Raw genomic sequence first — 15662 nt, 5'->3', positions numbered from 1 at the left:
GACCGTGGCGGCCGGAAGAAGCGGCCGTTACGGGTGGTCTATTGCACGATCTTTTGGCGAGAGCATCAATTCGGAGCCATGCGCTTCACGCAACTCGTCATGCCCCTGCCCGCGATCCGAGGCCTTGTGGAGCAGGATCGATCTGTAGTCTGCGGAATGTCGCCCTTCGATCAGCGTGACGTCGGCATTCCCCGGATTGTCCGAGCGCTCGAACCAATCGACGGGACAATGCAGGAAATTCATTTCAAAGGCCCGGTTGGTGACGCCATGGCCGACGATGATGACATTGTTCTTTCCGTTTTCGGCGTCGTGCATTACGGTTTGTAGAAACAGGCGAACACGTTGGGCAACATCCGCCCGGCTCTCGCCGTCAGGCGGCCGCGCATAGAACTTGCCGCTATTGTTGCGCAGCCTCGCCCACTTCTCGAACTCGTCGGGAAATTTCCGTTTCTGTTCGGCATGATCGTAGATTTCGGTGAAAAGCCCGAAATCCTGCTCACGCAACAGATAGTCCTCCCGAATGTCCCCGATCAGCTCGGCGGGCAGAACCTCCAGCAAGGCATCCTTGCTCTGTCGTGTCCTCAAGAACGGCGAATGCCAGATGCTCAGCTTGCGCAATTCGGCGCTCGGCAATGCCTTCAGATAGGCGGCGATGGCCCGTCCCGCCTCCAGCACCTGCCGATAACCCCACTCGGTCAATGGCACATTGTGATCGCCGAACTGCCGGTAGGCCTGCTCATCGATGTTGCCGAGGGATTCGCCGTGGCGGACGAGAAAGATGCGCATGAACAGTCCGTGTTGGCCGAAATTGATGTATGCCATCATGACGGGAGAGCGGGCTGCATGCAATGCGACGGGACACCGGCATGCGAATTGACCTGATGGCTGCTGCCTTTGCACAAAACAACCCAATTTCGCCCCTCCTATTGCCTTTCCCGCAAAAATCCGTATAAGCCGCCCTGTTCGCAACCCGGTCTTCTGGCTGGTGGCTGAACGGAGGGCCGGTTTTCTTTTGGGAAAATCGTCGGAACGGAAGCGTTCCAGCCTCCCGTGTCTCCGCTCTCGACCGTCTCGGAAACGCTTTTCTTGCTTGGGGTTATCCCTCTCAGGAGCAGTCGTTGAGGCTTAGCCGCTAGAGCCCGGGTTCAGATCAACGCAAGAAAGGCAAAGCTATCCATGGCTCTTTATGAACATGTATTCCTTGCTCGACAGGATATCTCCACTCAGCAGGTCGACGCCCTCGTAGAACAGTACAAGGGTGTCATCGAAGCTAACGGCGGTAAAGTCGGGCGTATCGAAAACTGGGGCCTCAAGTCCCTCACCTATCGCATCAAGAAGAACCGCAAGGCTCATTACGCCCTGATGGACATCGATGCGCCGGCCGCTGCGGTCCAGGAAATGGAACGCCAGATGCGCATCAGCGAAGACGTCCTGCGTTACATGACGATCGCTGTTGAAAAGCATGAAGAAGGCCCGTCGGCCATGATGCAGAAGCGCGACCGTGACGACCGTCCGCGCCGCGATGGCGACCGTCCGGAGCGTAGCTTCGGCGACCGTGACCGTGGTCCGCGCCCGGATCGTGGTGACCGCGACGACCGTCCGCGCCGTCCGCGCGAAGACCGCGTATAAGGAGATTTTGAACAATGTCTGAAGTTTCCTCCGCACCGGTCCGCCGTCCGTTCCATCGCCGCCGCAAGACCTGCCCGTTCTCGGGCGCCAATGCGCCGCGCATCGACTACAAGGACGTCCGTCTCCTGCAGCGCTATATTTCCGAGCGCGGCAAGATCGTTCCTTCCCGCATCACGGCCGTTTCCCAGAAGAAGCAGCGCGAACTCGCCCAGGCGATCAAGCGCGCCCGTTTCCTCGGCCTGCTGCCCTACGTCCTCGCCTAATAAGCGCCGACGCTGATATGATTTGAGGGAAGGCAGTCATGCCTTCCCTTGCCCTTTTCGCGGTGGGCGCGGATCGGGACCTTGAAACCCCATGTTGGGGACGGCTTTCAGAACCGAGGTTCGGAAGCATCCTCTAACTGCTCGATACGAAGCAGGACAGCGACGTGAAACAGTTGAGTGCAAAAGAGCTTGGTATCGGCGCGCTTGCCGGTCTGACCGCCGCCCTACTCGTGTATGGCGCGACTACTCAGCCTTTGCTGTTTATTCTGTTCGGCGCGCTTTCCGCCCTCCCTATCCTGCTCGTCGGCCTCGGCTGGGGCAACGTGGCCGTTGTCGTCGCTGTCGTGGTGGCAAGTGTCATCGGCGCCGTCTGGCAGTCGATGTATTTCGGGGTATTTACACTTGTACTGACGCTGATACCTGCCTGGCTCAGCCATCTCGCCAATCTGGCGCGTCCCGCTTCCGAGCTCGGGGGCCCGGACCACCTGATGGCCTGGTATCCGCTCTCCGACATCATGCTGCATCTCTGCGGCCTCACGGCGGTAACTGTCATCATCGCCGGCGCGATCATGGGCTACAACGCCGATCTGGTCGGCCAGGTGGTGGACGCCTACGTCAGCGCGGTGAACCAGCAATCCCCCGACCTTCAACTCGATCCGATTGCGATCGCGAAGATGAAGTCGCTGATGCTCTACATGATCCCAGTCGTCTGGGGCATGATCTGGGTCATGATGTTGCTGGCCGCCTATTATGTGGCGATCCGCATCGTTGCAGCCTCGAGGCATAATCTGCGCCCGAGGGAGGATATCCCCTCATCACTGCGCATGAACCGCAACGCGATCTTCGTCTTTCTCGTGGCGATCGTCGCCATGTTCCTCGGCGGCGTGGTTGGCCTGATTGCCGCCGCCGTCCTCGGCGGCTTCGGCGCGGGCTTCATCACTTCCGGCTTTGCGTCGCTGCATTACCGGACGCGCGGCAAGGACTGGCGCATACCCGTGCTTGTCCTCTGCTATCTGGCATCTTTCCTGCTGACGCTGCCGCTCCTCATCATCCTTGTTCTCGGCCTCTACGATACCCGCAAGGCGATATCGCTCACTCCGAACAAGAATGCCGACACATCCAAACCAACAGACACGAAAATCTGACATCGAAAGGAACAAGAAAATGCAAGTCATTCTTCTCGAGCGCATCTCCAAGCTCGGCCAGATGGGCGAAACCGTCAAGGTTCGCGACGGCTTTGCCCGTAACTACCTGCTGCCGCTCGGCAAGGCGCTCCGCGCCAATGCCGCCAACAAGGCCCGCTTCGAAGCCGAGCGCGCCACGCTCGAAGCCCGTAACCTGGAGCGCAAGAGCGAAGCACAGAAGGTCGCAGACGTTCTCGGCGGCAAGTCCTTCATCGTCGTTCGTTCGGCTGGCGAAACCGGCCAGCTCTACGGTTCGGTCGCCGCCCGTGACGTCGTCGAAATCCTCGCCGCCGAAGGCTTCAACATCGGCCGTAGCCAGGTTCACATGAACACGCCGATCAAGGCCATCGGCCTGCACGATGTTGCGATCGGGCTTCACGCAGAAGTCGAAATCAAGATCGAGCTCAACGTTGCCCGTTCCGCTGAAGAAGCCGAGCGTCAGTCCAAGGGCGAGACCCTCACCTCCGCAGACGCCATCTACGGCGTTGACGAAGACGCCCTGCGTCCGGAAGACTTCTTCGATCCGGAAGCCGACGGCAATGCCGAAGAAGACGACGCATAATTTCCAGTCCATTGCTGGATGTGAGAAAGCCCGGATCGGACGATCCGGGCTTTCTTTTTGCGTTGGTGTGGGTTCATGCCCTGGCGCCGATATAGGCTCTCAGGGCCTTCGGCTCATCGGTTTGAATGGCGGAGACGCCGGCATCGATCAGGCGTCCCCATATCGCGTCCGGATCCTTGAGCGCGGCGGTATCGGTAAAACCGGCGCATGAGACCGAATCGAGCGTGTTGACCCAGAGAGCGATGCCGCGCTCCTGAAAAAGCGCCGCTTGCCCGACGACCTGCTCCAGCCGGTCAAAATAGATTTCGCACAGGAACGGGTTCAGCTTGAAGAGAAGGTCGAGCTGGGAAGCCGCATCCGCTGCGTTCAGCCGCGTTTTGGCCATGAAGGGAACGCCATGTGGTTCCACCTTTTCGCGGATCCATGAAAGATCCTGATGGTTCCTCAAGTCTCCCCAGAAGTCGACCTGCTGGTCAACGCCCATCGATCGGGCGCAGGCGATGACGTCGGGGATCATCTCCCGGTGCTTGACGTCAAGATGGATGAAAATGCGATCCCGCGTCAGGTCAAAGACTTCCTTCAGGCTCGGTAGTCTTTCGCCCGTGAACTCATTCGTCGCGCCGCCATCGCGATTGCGCAATTTCAGGCTCGACAATTGCTGCAGCGTCAGCGTCTCCGGCTCGCGGTTAAGACCCGCCATTCGCTCGAGCGTGTCGTCGTGCAACAGGAAGAGCTCGCCGTCGCTGCTGCGCCGGATGTCGATTTCAACCACCTCGTAGCCAGCCGATATGGCTCTTTCGATCGCCAGGAGGCTGTTCTCTGGCGCGGCGCGCCACACGCCGCGATGGACGACGATCGCGCAGGATCGATCTGGATCGGCGATGTGATCGACATAGGAAGGCATAGGCGAAACCACGAACTTGTTCTCCTTCAATTCTCGAAGGCATGAGGAACTGCCGAATCGGCAGATCCCGCCTACCAAGCCTCTTCAATCACACCATTGCTGATATGAGATGACGGGAGATTCGCGGAAATGCGGAAGCATTCTAGTCGTCGTTGATGCCCACCTCCGGCTGGGAGTTCTTATCGACCGAAACGACCACGGACATCCCAGGCGCCAGTTGGTCCGCTAAGGGTTGCCCCTGATCGATCTTGACTCTGACGCCGATGCGCTGGGCGACCTTGGTGAAATTGCCGGTGGCATTGTCCGGCTTGATGACGGCGAATTCAGACCCAGCCGCCGGCGAGAAGCGCTGGATATGGCCCTTGATCTCGCGGTGTCCGAGCGCGTCGACGGAAATCGTGACGGGCTGATCGAGCTTCATGCCGTCGAGCTGGGTCTCCTTGAAATTGGCGATCACCCAGATATCCTTCGGCACCAGACCCATGAGCTGCGTTCCGGCCGTCACATATTGGCCGAGGCGCACGCCGACCTCGCCGACGCGGCCGTCCTGCGGCGCAACAATGGTCGCATTCTGAAGATCGATATCGGCGAGCTGCACGGCGGCTTCCGCGCCGCTGACACCGGCCTCCAGCGAGGCGCGGTTGACGATGATCGTCGTCAGGTTCTGTTGCGATACGTCAAGGGCCGCCTTCGCCTGGTTGACGGCTGCTTGCGCCTGCTGCAGCGTCGCCTGCGCCTGCTCGGAATCGCTTGTCGTGGACACGCCCTTGGCCACCAGCGTCGTCACGCGCTCCCAGGCGAGCTGGGCGCGCTTCAGCGCGGCGTTGGCGCTGTCGATCTGCGCCTGGCTGGAGACGATGCCGGCCTTGGCGGCCTGCTCCTGCTGTTGCGAATTGGCGAGCGCCGCCTTCTGCCCGTCGAGCGTCGCATGCGCCTCCGCCACCTTCTGCCGATAGATACGGTCATCGATCTTGGTCAGAACGTCGCCCTGCTTGACGAGCTTGTAGTCCTTGATCGGCACGTCGGTGATATAGCCGCTGACCTGCGGGCTGATGGTCGTGACATAGCCCTTGACATAGGCGTCGTCGGTGGTTTCGACCGAGCTTCTGAACGGTGGCAGGTGCCAAGCATAAAGCACTAGCATAACGCCGCCGATGCCGGCAAGAACCGCAATGACTTCGATTGGAGAGCGAACGAGCCTCGACATGGAGCTATTTCATATCCTCAAGGGTTGGATGCCATGGCCTGCGGCCGATCTTCAGCGAGCCGAGTTTTGACGAAGCGGAAGAATACATGCAGCGAAAGCCCGGCAAGCGAGACAAAGGCGATCACTGCCGCAACAAGAAAAGCATCACCATAGGCGAGCATGTTGGCCTCACGGCTCACCTGCGCGCCGAGCAGCGCCAGCCCCTCTCCCTTGAGGATTGCACTGTCGCCGATCACCTTGCCGTAAGATGATGAAAGCTGGCTGACGCGTTCGGCCACATGCGGATCGGTCAGCAGCACCCGCTCGGTCAACACGGCGGAATGAAATTTCTCGCGAATGATGATCAGCGTGCCGTAGAACGCCGAACCGATCAGACCGCCGACGCTTTGCGTGAAGGTGAAAATGACGAAGAAGGTCACCAGATAGGCGGGCCCCTTCGACAGAGCCGCCTTGAAGCCCACCGACATGGATGGCGGCAGGAAAAGTGCTGCGCCGGCGGCCACCATCGCCTGACTGAGATACATTTGTTCTGGCCGCGTCAGGTTGGTCACCTGCGAATCGATGAGGGAACCGACCCCCATCAGAGCAAGCGCGACGAACTGGATCTGCCAGCTTAACCCGTAGGTCATCAAGACAGCGCAGATGAGCCCGCCGATGACCGAAAATACCAGGATGATCCAGTACAGCATGGAGAGCTGGTCGTAGAGCAGCCCGACAGCATTCTGATAGAATGTCACGACGACCGAAGTCTGCTCGGCGGCAATCAGGCGAAATACCAGCAGGATGCCGGTCAGGTGCAGCATCTCCGGCCGCAACAGCCAGCGAACATCGATGAGCGGTGTCGATCTTCTTAGATCGACGACGACAGCAGCGGTCAGCGAAGCAATGCCGATCGCCAGCACGATACCGAGCCAAGGCACCTCCAGCCACCAGTAGAGGCGACCGACCGACAGAACCACCGCCAGACAGCCGAAACCGATGGCAACCAGCAGGTAGCTGAAAATATCGCCGAGAACGATGACCTTGACGCGCGGCGGCGGCGTCAGCGGCAGCAGATAGATGATCGGCATGACAAGCAGCGCCAGAGCCATTTCGAGAGTATAGAGGCCGCGCCATTCGCCATAGTCGAGAAGCGAGGGCGACACGAGGCGAGTGATCGGCGCCGCCAGCAGCGTGTTCGTCATCGCCAGGCTGACGCCAACGGTCATCTTCTTGGCCGGCTCGAACGCTTCCAGCATGTAGAGGAAGCCGAGCGTCGACAGTGGCGCGCCGGCGATGCCGCTCAAGAAACGGACGACGATCGCCGAATGCAGATCGGAAACGAAGAGATTGAGCATCGAAGCAACGATGAAACCGAGAATGCTGACTTCGGCGAAATTACGGACCCCGTATTGCAGCCGAATCTTCACTAGCGCGATGGCGAGACTGACGTTCGGCGCCATGTAGGCGGCCGAAAGCCATGCCGATTCTGTGGTCGTGGCGGCGATGGTTCCCTGGATCTGGGTCAGATTGGCGAAGGCGAGGTTGAGGCCCAGGCCCTGCGTCAGGAAGAACATGACGGATGCGGCTATATAGAGCGGCACTTTCCAGCCCGGCATGGGCGGTGGAGCGGCAGGGACGGCGTTGGCTTCCACTTTGGGGACCGGGCCTGGCTCGCCGCTCATACATTACCTCATGACTTGCCCACATTCTGAAGATTGGCCGTCATGGCGCGGATAACTTTAAGCGCCATGCCGATATCCTCGTCCGAAATCCCTTCCAAAATATCCGCGCGCACACCGGTGGCAAGAGCCTCGACCTCGGCAGCGACGACTTTTCCGGATTCCGTCATGAATATCTGCTTGGCGCGACGATCTGATGGTACGGCGCGGCGCTCGATGAAACCTTGTCCCTCCATGGCATCGAGGATGCGCACGAGCGTTGGCGTCTCGAGCTCAAGTTCGTCGGCGAGCTCCCGCTGATTGATCCCGTCACGACGCGAGAGCCTATGGAAAACCCTTGCCCGAGCGAGCGTCATTCCATGTTCACGCACCAGCGCATCGAATGCCGCTCTCAACTTACGATTGAAAGAGGAAACTTCATCGAAAAGCTCACGTCTTGATGGCGCACCGGACATTTATTGCAACTTTATATTATTAGCAGCCTACCCTATTCAGGCAATAACCGGATTTTCTTATCTTTTCAAGCATCATAGCCGCACAAGTTGATGCGCCTGGCGAAATACCCGGTTAAAATCACCCATGGATAACTTGCATAAGTGATTCGTGTGTCGGGCCTTGCGTTGCAAAGTGGCGACAAGGGATTTTTTATACGGCCGAAACTTGTCCCTGTGGACGAGTGGAACAATGTTGATAGCGGGGCCTGATTTGCCCTCGTTCACCAAAGCGACGTATTTGCACGGTTGACCATGACAACGCTTCATCGCAAACCATTCGATACTCCAAAGTACGAAGAGATGGAAAATGAACGAAGCTGCGCGCAAGCTCGCCGCCATTGCTCCCGCCGAACAGCACTATCGCGAAGCCCCTAACAATATCGAGGCGGAGCAGGCTCTTCTCGGCGCCATCCTCGTCAACAATGATGCCTATTATCGCGTCTCGGATTTTCTGAAGCCCATCCACCTCTACGAGCCGCTGCACCGGAAGATCTTCGAAGTCGCCGGCGACATCATTCGCATGGGCAAGACCGCCAATCCGGTGACCATCAAGAGCTTCGTGCCGGCGGAGGAGAAGGTCGGCGACATGACGGTCGCGCAATATCTCGCGCGCCTCGCCGTCGAAGCCGTGTCGATCATCAATGCCGAGGATTACGGCCGTGCCATCTACGACCTGGCGCTGCGCCGGGCGTTGATCACCATCGGCGAGGACATGGTCAACATCGCCTACGACGCGCCGCTGGACATGCCGCCGCAGACGCAGATCGAGGATACTGAGCGCCGGTTGTTCGAACTCGCCGAAAACGGCCGCTACGACGGCGGCTTCCAGGCCTTCAACGACGCCGTGGCGCTGGCAATCGACATGGCGGCCGTGGCCAAGGAGCGCGACGGCGGCCTGTCCGGCATTTCCACGGGCATTCACTCGCTCGACAGCAAAATGGGCGGCCTGCAGCGGTCCGACTTGATCATCCTCGCCGGCCGTCCCGGTATGGGCAAGACGTCGCTCGCCACCAATATCGCCTACAATATCGCCGCCTCCTTCGAAGGCGAGGTGCAACCGGACGGCTCCACCAAGGCGAAGAATGGCGGTGTCGTCGGCTTCTATTCGCTGGAAATGTCGTCGGAACAGCTCGCCACCCGTATCATTTCCGAGCAGACGGAAGTCTCCTCGTCGAAGATCCGCCGCGGCGATATCAACGATGCGGATTTCGAGAAGCTCGTGGCATGCTCGATGATGATGCAGAAGGTGCCGCTCTTCATCGACCAGACCGGCGGTATCTCCATCGCCCAGCTTGCCGCTCGCGCCCGCCGGCTGAAGCGCCAGCGCGGCCTCGACGTACTGGTCGTCGACTACATCCAGCTCATGACCGGCTCCAAGAAGTCGGGGGAAAACCGCGTCCAGGAAATCACCGAAATCACCACGGGTCTGAAGGCGCTCGGCAAGGAACTCAACGTTCCGATCATCGCGCTATCCCAGCTCTCGCGTGCCGTCGAAAGCCGTGACGATAAGCGGCCGCAGCTTTCTGACCTTCGCGAATCCGGCTCGATCGAGCAGGACGCCGACGTGGTGCTCTTCGTCTTCCGCGAGGAATATTACGTGAAGAACCAGGAGCCCCGCGATCCGGCCGATCCGAAATATGCCGAATGGGAAGCCCTGTTCGACCGCGTGAAGGGGACGGCCGACGTCATCATCGCCAAGCAGCGTCACGGCCCCACAGGCACGGTGAAGCTCGCCTTCCAGTCGGAATTCACGCGCTTCGCCGATCTCGCCGATTCCTCCTTCCTTCAATATGAAGAGCACTGACAAAGGCGGCAGGCGGCACGCATATGTGCCGCAGCACTTTTTCTTTTCATCGATGATCACTATCCTGGCCGGAGCCAAATCATCTCCGGCCATTTTTTCGCTAAGGCGGCTCCATGACAGACAATTTCGATGACTATGACGCTTTCGCTTCCGCCGGCTTGCGGCTGACGGTGGATCTCGGCGCGCTTGTCGAAAACTGGCGCGAGATGGCCCGCCGCTCAGGCAGCGCCCGCACCGCTGCCGTCGTCAAGGCAGATGCCTATGGGCTCGGGATCGAGGATATCGGCGAAACCCTCTATTCGGCCGGCGCCCGTGATTTCTTCGTCGCGACCGCTGACGAAGGCGCAACGCTCCGACTCTACGCGCCCGAGGCGCGCATCTTCGTGCTTTGCGGCATCTGGCCGGGGATGGAGCGGATATTCTTCGAGAACGATCTCGTACCCATCATCGCGTCAGAGGAGCAACTGACCTTCTGGATGTCGGTGCTTTCGGACTATGGCGACTATCCTTGCGCGCTGCAGGTCGACACCGGCTTCAACCGGCTCGGCCTACCGATGGAGGACGCACTGGCACTCGCCGACGACGTCTCGCGGCCTGCGAGCTTCTCGCCGGTGCTTGTCATGAGCCATCTTGCCTGTGGCGACGATCCGTCGAATGCGATGAACCGGCAGCAGCTGGACGCCTTCCGCAAGGTCAGCGCGGCCTTCGAGGGGATAGAGGCGAGCCTTGCCAATTCGGCCGGCATATTTCTTGGGCCGGAGTATCATTTCGATCTTACCCGCCCCGGTATCGCCACTTATGGCGCCGAGGCCGTTCCCGGCATGGCCAATCCGATGCGGCCGGTGGCGACGGCAGAAGCCAGGATCATCCAGACACGCTCCGTCAGGGCCGGCGAAACGGTGAGCTACGGCCGCGCGCTTCAGCTGACGCGCGACAGCCGGCTGGCGATCGTCTCGGCCGGCTATGCCGATGGTTACATGCGCAGCCAGTCAAGCGCCGGTGTGCCGCTGCGCCAGGCGGGCATTGCCGGAGGCCAGGGCTTCATTGCCGGGCACAAGGTGCCCGTTGCCGGCCGCATCACCATGGACCTCACCATCTTCGACGTGACCGACCTGCCGGACCATCTGGTTCGCGCCGGCGACTATATCGAGCTATTCGGCAGCAATATCCCGGTTGATGATGCGGCCAGAGCCGCCGGCACGATCGGCTACGAGATGCTGACGAGCATGGGGCTGCGGCACGAGCGGCGCTATATCTCGGAAGAGACCGAGGAATAGCGCTATCTTCCTGTTTCTCGCATTCCGGACGGAAAACCGCTGCGCACTTTCCTGGAAATACTCTAACGCGCGCTAATCGCCAGGCGCACGCCAAGAGCGACGAACAGCGCGCCCAATCCGCGATCGAGCCACAGCCCGACGCTGCGATTGCGCCGCAGCGCCTCAGTGAGCCGACCGCCGAGAAGGATGAGCGGCGGCTCGATGAACGCAGCCACGACGATGATCAGGCTGCCATGCAGCAGGAGCTGCGCCCAGACTGGGCCGGCGCCCTCGACGACGAACTGCGGCAGGAAGGCGAGAAAGAAGATCGCGACCTTGGGGTTGAGCAGCGAAACCAGAATGCCCTGCCGGTAGATGCGGCCCGAGGACAGTGTCTTGCCGGCGTCCTTGATCCATGCGGCGTCACCCTTGGAGCGCAATGCCTGTATGCCAAGCCAGATCAGATAGGCAGCCCCGATCCACTTTATCGTCGAGAAGGCGAGCGCCGAGGCGGCCAGGATCGCCGACAGTCCCGCCGCCGCCATCAGCACATGCAGGCACGCGCCGCTCCATATGCCGAACAAGGCGGCGAAACCGGAGCGCATGCCGCTTCTGATCGTGTGACCGAGAATGAAGGCGATATCCGGCCCCGGCGAGAGGTTGAGCAGCGTCGCGGCGGTCAGAAAAGCGATCCAGTGCGCAAGCGAATAGTCAAACATCGGTCATCATCCCTAAAAACCCGGCATAAAGGCTGACACGATCGGCGTTGATACGGAAATCATTAGTTTTGATGGGCCGCGAAAGACATTATCTGTCAGCCGATCGCGATTCGCTTCGAAGAGCGGAGCATTTGAACTTTGAGACCAGCATCCGATGGCTAAGGGCCGTACACAATTCATCTGCCAGAACTGCGGCACGATCCACAATCGCTGGGCGGGCAAATGCGATAGCTGCGGCGCATGGAATACCATCGTCGAGGAAGATCCGATGGGCGGGATCGGCGGCGGTCCGACAAAGACGCCCAGGAAAGGGCGACCGGTGACGCTGACCTCGCTTTCCGGCGAGATCGAGGAAGCACCGCGCATCTTCACGGGCATTTCAGAGCTTGACCGTGCCACAGGGGGCGGTTTCGTGCGCGGCTCGGCCGTCCTCGTCGGCGGCGATCCCGGCATCGGTAAGTCGACGCTGCTGATGCAGGCCGCGGCGGCGCTCGCCCGCCAAGGGCACAAGGTCGTCTACGTCTCGGGCGAAGAGGCCGTGGCGCAGGTTCGCCTTCGCGCGCAGCGGCTGCAAGCGGCCGATACCGACGTGATGCTGGCGGCGGAGACCAATGTCGAAGATATCCTGGCGACGCTTGCCGAAGGCAAACGGCCGGACCTCGTCATTATCGATTCCATTCAGACGCTGTGGAGCGAACTTGCCGAATCCGCTCCCGGCACCGTCACGCAGGTGCGCACCGGCGTGCAGGCGATGATCCGCTTCGCCAAGCAGACGGGTGCTGCGATGGTGCTTGTCGGCCATGTCACGAAGGACGGCCAGATCGCCGGCCCGCGCGTCGTCGAGCACATGGTCGACGCCGTCCTCTATTTCGAGGGCGATCGCGGCCATCACTATCGCATCCTGCGCACAGTCAAGAATCGCTTCGGCCCGACCGACGAGATCGGCGTTTTCGAAATGTCCGACATGGGCCTGCGCGATGTGGCGAACCCGTCCGAGCTTTTCCTCGGTGAACGCAATTCGAAATCGCCGGGAGCCGCCGTCTTTGCGGGCATGGAGGGCACGCGACCGATCCTGGTCGAAGTACAGGCGCTGGTCGCCGCAACATCGCTCGGCACACCGCGGCGCGCCGTGGTCGGCTGGGATTCGGCGCGGCTGTCGATGATTCTCGCGGTGCTGGAGGCGCATTGCGGCGTTCGGCTCGGCCAGCACGATGTTTATCTCAATGTCGCCGGCGGTTACCGCATTTCTGAGCCGGCTGCCGACCTTGCCGTCGCCTCTGCACTGGTTTCCTCTCTGGCTGGTCTTGCCCTTCCTGCAGATTGCGTCTATTTCGGCGAAGTCAGCCTGTCGGGCGCCGTCCGGCCGGTTGCGCACACCGCCCAGCGTCTCAAGGAAGCCGAGAAGCTGGGATTTTCTACGGCCCTCCTGCCTGCCGCTTCCGCCGACCTGCCGAAGGTCAATGGCGGACGCTGGAGTGAGGTTGAAAGCCTGCCGGACCTGGTGGCGCGCATAGCCGGATCGAAAGGTGCGCTTAAGCGTGCGGAAGATGAAGACTGAGCCTTACTTCAGCCGTCCTTGACGTAGAAGAGGCTCATACTGAGGCCGATGCCCGCCAACATGGCGTGGCAAGTCTTGAAGTGGATTATACATGCCCATTACGATTTTCGACGGTATTGTTATCGGCGTTCTTCTGTTCTCCGCCGTTCTGGCCATGGTCCGCGGGTTTTCCCGCGAAATTCTTTCGATCGTCAGCTGGGGTGGCTCGGCCGTCGCCGCTTACTATCTCTATCCCCTGCTCGTTCCCTATGCGCTGCAATACAAGGCCGACACCAAGATCGCGACGATCGCTTCGGCCGGCGTCATCTTCCTGCTGGCGCTGATCATCATTTCCTTCATCACCATCCGGATCGCCGATTTCATCATCGACAGCCGCATCGGCGCACTCGACCGGACACTCGGCTTCCTGTTCGGGGCGGCTCGCGGCCTGCTGCTGATGGTTGTCGTGGTGGCCTTCTGGAACTGGCTCGTAGCACCCGCCGCCCGTCCGGACTGGGTCAACAACGCCAAGTCGAAGCCCTTCCTCGATTCGATGGTTGAGAAGCTGAAGTCGGCACTTCCTGACAACATCCAGGCGATGCTGCCGCCCGAGATCATCAACAAGATCGCACCCAATCAGCAACAGCAGACGCAGCCCCAGCAGGGTGGCGACAACGGTGCGACGAACGATACCGCGCCGCCCGACGATGCACCGGCGCCACAGACAAATAATTGACAATGCGTTTACAGGCTTGACCCGCCGCGTGATAATCGCCATGTGAGCGGCATGAAACTGGAAGATCCGGCCCGATGTATTTTCCGGCCGGATTTTCAGCTATTGTAGTATCCAGTCGTGACGCCGCCCGATCCGCCCACGTTGAGAGCAAAGGCCCGCAGCCATGAACCATTCCCTTTCCATCGAGAATGATATCGACGGCGACACGCTGCACGAGGAATGCGGCGTATTCGGCATTCTGGGACACCCCGACGCGGCAACGCTGACGGCGCTCGGCCTGCATGCCCTGCAACATCGCGGCCAGGAAGCCGCCGGCATCGTCTCCTTCGACGGCCAGCGCTTTCATTCGGAGCGGCGGATGGGTCTCGTCGGCGATCACTATACCGATCCTGCCACGCTTGCCCGCCTGCCCGGCGACCGCTCGATGGGCCATGTGCGTTACTCGACGACGGGCGAAACCATCCTTCGCAACGTGCAGCCGCTGTTCGCCGAGCTGGAAGTCGGCGGCATCGCGATCGCTCACAACGGCAATTTCACCAACGGCCTGACCATGCGCCGGCAGTTGATCGCCGACGGTGCGATCTTTCAGGCTACGTCAGACACCGAAGTCGTCCTCCATCTCATTGCCCGCTCCAAGCAGGCCTCCTCCTCCGACCGCTTCATCGATGCGATCCGCCAGATGGAAGGCGGCTATTCGATGCTCGCCATGACGCGCACCAAATTGATCGCGGCGCGCGACCCCATCGGCATCCGGCCGCTGGTCATGGGCGAACTCGACGGTAAACCGATCTTCTGTTCGGAAACCTGTGCCCTCGACATCATCGGCGCCAAATACGTCCGCGACATCGAAAACGGCGAAGTCGTCATCTGCGAGATCCAGCCGGACGGCTCGATCACCATCGATGCCCGCAAGCCGGAAGTCTCCAAGCCCGAGCGGCTCTGCCTGTTCGAATATGTCTATTTCGCCCGTCCCGATTCCGTGGTCGGCGGCCGCAACGTCTATGTCACCCGCCGGAACATGGGCATCAACCTTGCCAGGGAAGCCCCCGTCGAGGCCGATGTCGTCGTCCCCGTGCCGGATGGCGGCACGCCGGCGGCTATCGGGTACGCGCAGGAAAGCGGCATCCCCTTCGAACTCGGCATCATCCGCAACCACTATGTCGGCCGCACCTTCATCGAGCCAACACAGCAGATCCGCGCTTTCGGCGTCAAGCTCAAGCACTCCGCCAATCGCGCCATCATCGAGGGCAAGCGCGTCATTCTCGTGGATGATTCCATCGTGCGCGGCACGACCTCGGTCAAGATCGTGCAGATGATCCGCGAGGCTGGCGCCCGCGAAGTGCATATCCGCGTCGCCAGCCCGATGATCTTTTATCCGGACTTCTACGGCATCGATACGCCGGACGCTGAAAAGCTGCTTGCCAATCAGTATGGCAGCCTGAAGGCCATGTGCGATTTCATCGGCGCCGATTCCCTTGAATTCCTGTCGATTGATGGACTCTACAGATCCGTCGGCGGCGAGCCGCGCGACAGTGCGCAACCGCAGTTCACCGATCACTATTTCACCGGTGACTATCCGACGCGCCTGCTCGACCGGGAAAGCACAAGCAACGTGCGCAAGCTCTCCATGCTTGCCAGCAACGGCTGACCCCCGGTAACGGCTGACAAGGGGCGTTTCTTGCCCCTTTCCTCCCCATAGCATTCGG

At 60.5% G+C, this 15662-nt stretch carries 15 protein-coding genes; 9 read left to right on the top strand and 6 right to left on the bottom strand.

From position 1 onward, the window contains the following. Positions 1-27: 27 nt before the first annotated feature. Positions 28-786 (bottom strand): phosphoglycerate mutase family protein, encoded by a 759-nt coding sequence (locus FHT28_RS04495; RefSeq protein ID WP_168595700.1) that lies wholly within the window; start codon positions 784-786, stop codon positions 28-30. 390 nt (positions 787-1176) lie between these two features. On the opposite strand from FHT28_RS04495, the gene rpsF reads away from it, so the two are divergent. The 4 genes from rpsF to rplI all read left to right on the top strand — a co-directional run bounded on the left by rpsF (position 1177) and on the right by rplI (position 3638). Continuing rightward, positions 1177-1629 carry a 30S ribosomal protein S6 gene (rpsF, locus tag FHT28_RS04490; RefSeq protein WP_037193968.1) on the top strand — a complete coding sequence of 151 codons (453 nt, stop codon included), beginning with the start codon at positions 1177-1179 and terminating at the stop codon, positions 1627-1629. 14 nt (positions 1630-1643) lie between these two features. Next, positions 1644-1892 carry a 30S ribosomal protein S18 gene (rpsR, locus tag FHT28_RS04485; protein WP_034507767.1) on the top strand — a complete coding sequence of 83 codons (249 nt, stop codon included), beginning with the start codon at positions 1644-1646 and terminating at the stop codon, positions 1890-1892. A 164-nt stretch (positions 1893-2056) separates the two neighbouring features. After that, complete coding sequence (locus FHT28_RS04480; protein WP_168595699.1) at positions 2057-3037, top strand: DUF2232 domain-containing protein; 981 nt, start codon at positions 2057-2059, stop codon at positions 3035-3037. A 19-nt stretch (positions 3038-3056) separates the two neighbouring features. Then, complete coding sequence (gene rplI / locus FHT28_RS04475; RefSeq protein WP_037193962.1) at positions 3057-3638, top strand: 50S ribosomal protein L9; 582 nt, start codon at positions 3057-3059, stop codon at positions 3636-3638. Between the two features lie 73 nt (positions 3639-3711). On the opposite strand, the gene FHT28_RS04470 is transcribed toward rplI, so the two are convergent. The 4 genes from FHT28_RS04470 to FHT28_RS04455 form a co-directional block, all read right to left on the bottom strand. Further along, on the bottom strand, positions 3712-4554 hold the full coding sequence (locus FHT28_RS04470; protein WP_348644967.1) for a glycerophosphodiester phosphodiesterase family protein: 843 nt from the start codon (positions 4552-4554) through the stop codon (positions 3712-3714). 130 nt (positions 4555-4684) lie between these two features. After that, the gene (locus tag FHT28_RS04465; protein WP_168595698.1) at positions 4685-5749 is read right to left on the bottom strand and encodes an HlyD family secretion protein; all 1065 of its coding nucleotides are present in this window, start codon (positions 5747-5749) and stop codon (positions 4685-4687) included. 17 nt (positions 5750-5766) lie between these two features. Continuing rightward, positions 5767-7413: an MFS transporter gene (locus tag FHT28_RS04460; protein WP_168595697.1), complete on the bottom strand. Its 1647-nt coding sequence runs from the start codon at positions 7411-7413 to the stop codon at positions 5767-5769. An 8-nt stretch (positions 7414-7421) separates the two neighbouring features. Then, positions 7422-7865 (bottom strand): MarR family transcriptional regulator, encoded by a 444-nt coding sequence (locus FHT28_RS04455; protein WP_037193953.1) that lies wholly within the window; start codon positions 7863-7865, stop codon positions 7422-7424. Positions 7866-8211: 346 nt separating this feature from the next. Between FHT28_RS04455 and FHT28_RS04450 the strand changes: the two genes are divergently transcribed. Both FHT28_RS04450 and alr read left to right on the top strand, forming a co-directional pair. After that, on the top strand, positions 8212-9708 hold the full coding sequence (locus FHT28_RS04450; protein ID WP_037193951.1) for a replicative DNA helicase: 1497 nt from the start codon (positions 8212-8214) through the stop codon (positions 9706-9708). 113 nt (positions 9709-9821) lie between these two features. Beyond that, positions 9822-10985, top strand: coding sequence for an alanine racemase (gene alr, locus FHT28_RS04445; RefSeq protein ID WP_092572815.1), 1164 nt, complete (start codon positions 9822-9824; stop codon positions 10983-10985). Between the two features lie 62 nt (positions 10986-11047). Here alr and FHT28_RS04440 read toward each other — a convergent pair whose 3' ends face one another. Beyond that, positions 11048-11683, bottom strand: a complete 636-nt coding sequence (locus FHT28_RS04440; protein ID WP_047552858.1) for a LysE family translocator — start codon at positions 11681-11683, stop codon at positions 11048-11050. 154 nt (positions 11684-11837) lie between these two features. Between FHT28_RS04440 and radA the strand changes: the two genes are divergently transcribed. From radA to purF, 3 genes are all read left to right on the top strand, one after another. After that, entirely contained in the window at positions 11838-13241 is a 1404-nt protein-coding gene (gene radA, locus FHT28_RS04435; protein WP_037193945.1) for a DNA repair protein RadA, read from the top strand. Positions 13242-13332: 91 nt separating this feature from the next. Beyond that, positions 13333-13956, top strand: a complete 624-nt coding sequence (locus FHT28_RS04430; protein ID WP_037193943.1) for a CvpA family protein — start codon at positions 13333-13335, stop codon at positions 13954-13956. Positions 13957-14119: 163 nt separating this feature from the next. Then, a complete protein-coding gene (purF, locus tag FHT28_RS04425) occupies positions 14120-15604 on the top strand; it encodes an amidophosphoribosyltransferase (RefSeq protein ID WP_168595696.1) in 1485 nt (494 codons plus the stop codon). Positions 15605-15662: the final 58 nt, after the last annotated feature.

The sequence above is a fragment of the Rhizobium sp. SG570 genome, assembly GCF_012275345.1.
GTDB lineage: Bacteria > Pseudomonadota > Alphaproteobacteria > Rhizobiales > Rhizobiaceae > Rhizobium > Rhizobium lusitanum.
This window is presented reverse-complemented; position numbering and strand designations above follow the sequence as displayed.

Bases quoted from the DNA above. Each gene is read 5' to 3' on its own strand.
- FHT28_RS04495 (WP_168595700.1), bottom strand. From the start codon at position 786: ATGCGCATCTTTCTCGTCCGCCACGGCGAATCCCTCGGCAACATCGAT.
- rpsF (WP_037193968.1), top strand. From the start codon at position 1,177: ATGGCTCTTTATGAACATGTATTCCTTGCTCGACAGGATATCTCCACT.
- rpsR (WP_034507767.1), top strand. From the start codon at position 1,644: ATGTCTGAAGTTTCCTCCGCACCGGTCCGCCGTCCGTTCCATCGCCGC.
- rplI (WP_037193962.1), top strand. From the start codon at position 3,057: ATGCAAGTCATTCTTCTCGAGCGCATCTCCAAGCTCGGCCAGATGGGC.
- FHT28_RS04465 (WP_168595698.1), bottom strand. From the start codon at position 5,749: ATGTCGAGGCTCGTTCGCTCTCCAATCGAAGTCATTGCGGTTCTTGCC.
- FHT28_RS04460 (WP_168595697.1), bottom strand. From the start codon at position 7,413: ATGAGCGGCGAGCCAGGCCCGGTCCCCAAAGTGGAAGCCAACGCCGTC.
- FHT28_RS04455 (WP_037193953.1), bottom strand. From the start codon at position 7,865: ATGTCCGGTGCGCCATCAAGACGTGAGCTTTTCGATGAAGTTTCCTCT.
- FHT28_RS04450 (WP_037193951.1), top strand. From the start codon at position 8,212: ATGAACGAAGCTGCGCGCAAGCTCGCCGCCATTGCTCCCGCCGAACAG.
- alr (WP_092572815.1), top strand. From the start codon at position 9,822: ATGACAGACAATTTCGATGACTATGACGCTTTCGCTTCCGCCGGCTTG.
- FHT28_RS04440 (WP_047552858.1), bottom strand. From the start codon at position 11,683: ATGTTTGACTATTCGCTTGCGCACTGGATCGCTTTTCTGACCGCCGCG.
- radA (WP_037193945.1), top strand. From the start codon at position 11,838: ATGGCTAAGGGCCGTACACAATTCATCTGCCAGAACTGCGGCACGATC.
- FHT28_RS04430 (WP_037193943.1), top strand. From the start codon at position 13,333: ATGCCCATTACGATTTTCGACGGTATTGTTATCGGCGTTCTTCTGTTC.
- purF (WP_168595696.1), top strand. From the start codon at position 14,120: ATGAACCATTCCCTTTCCATCGAGAATGATATCGACGGCGACACGCTG.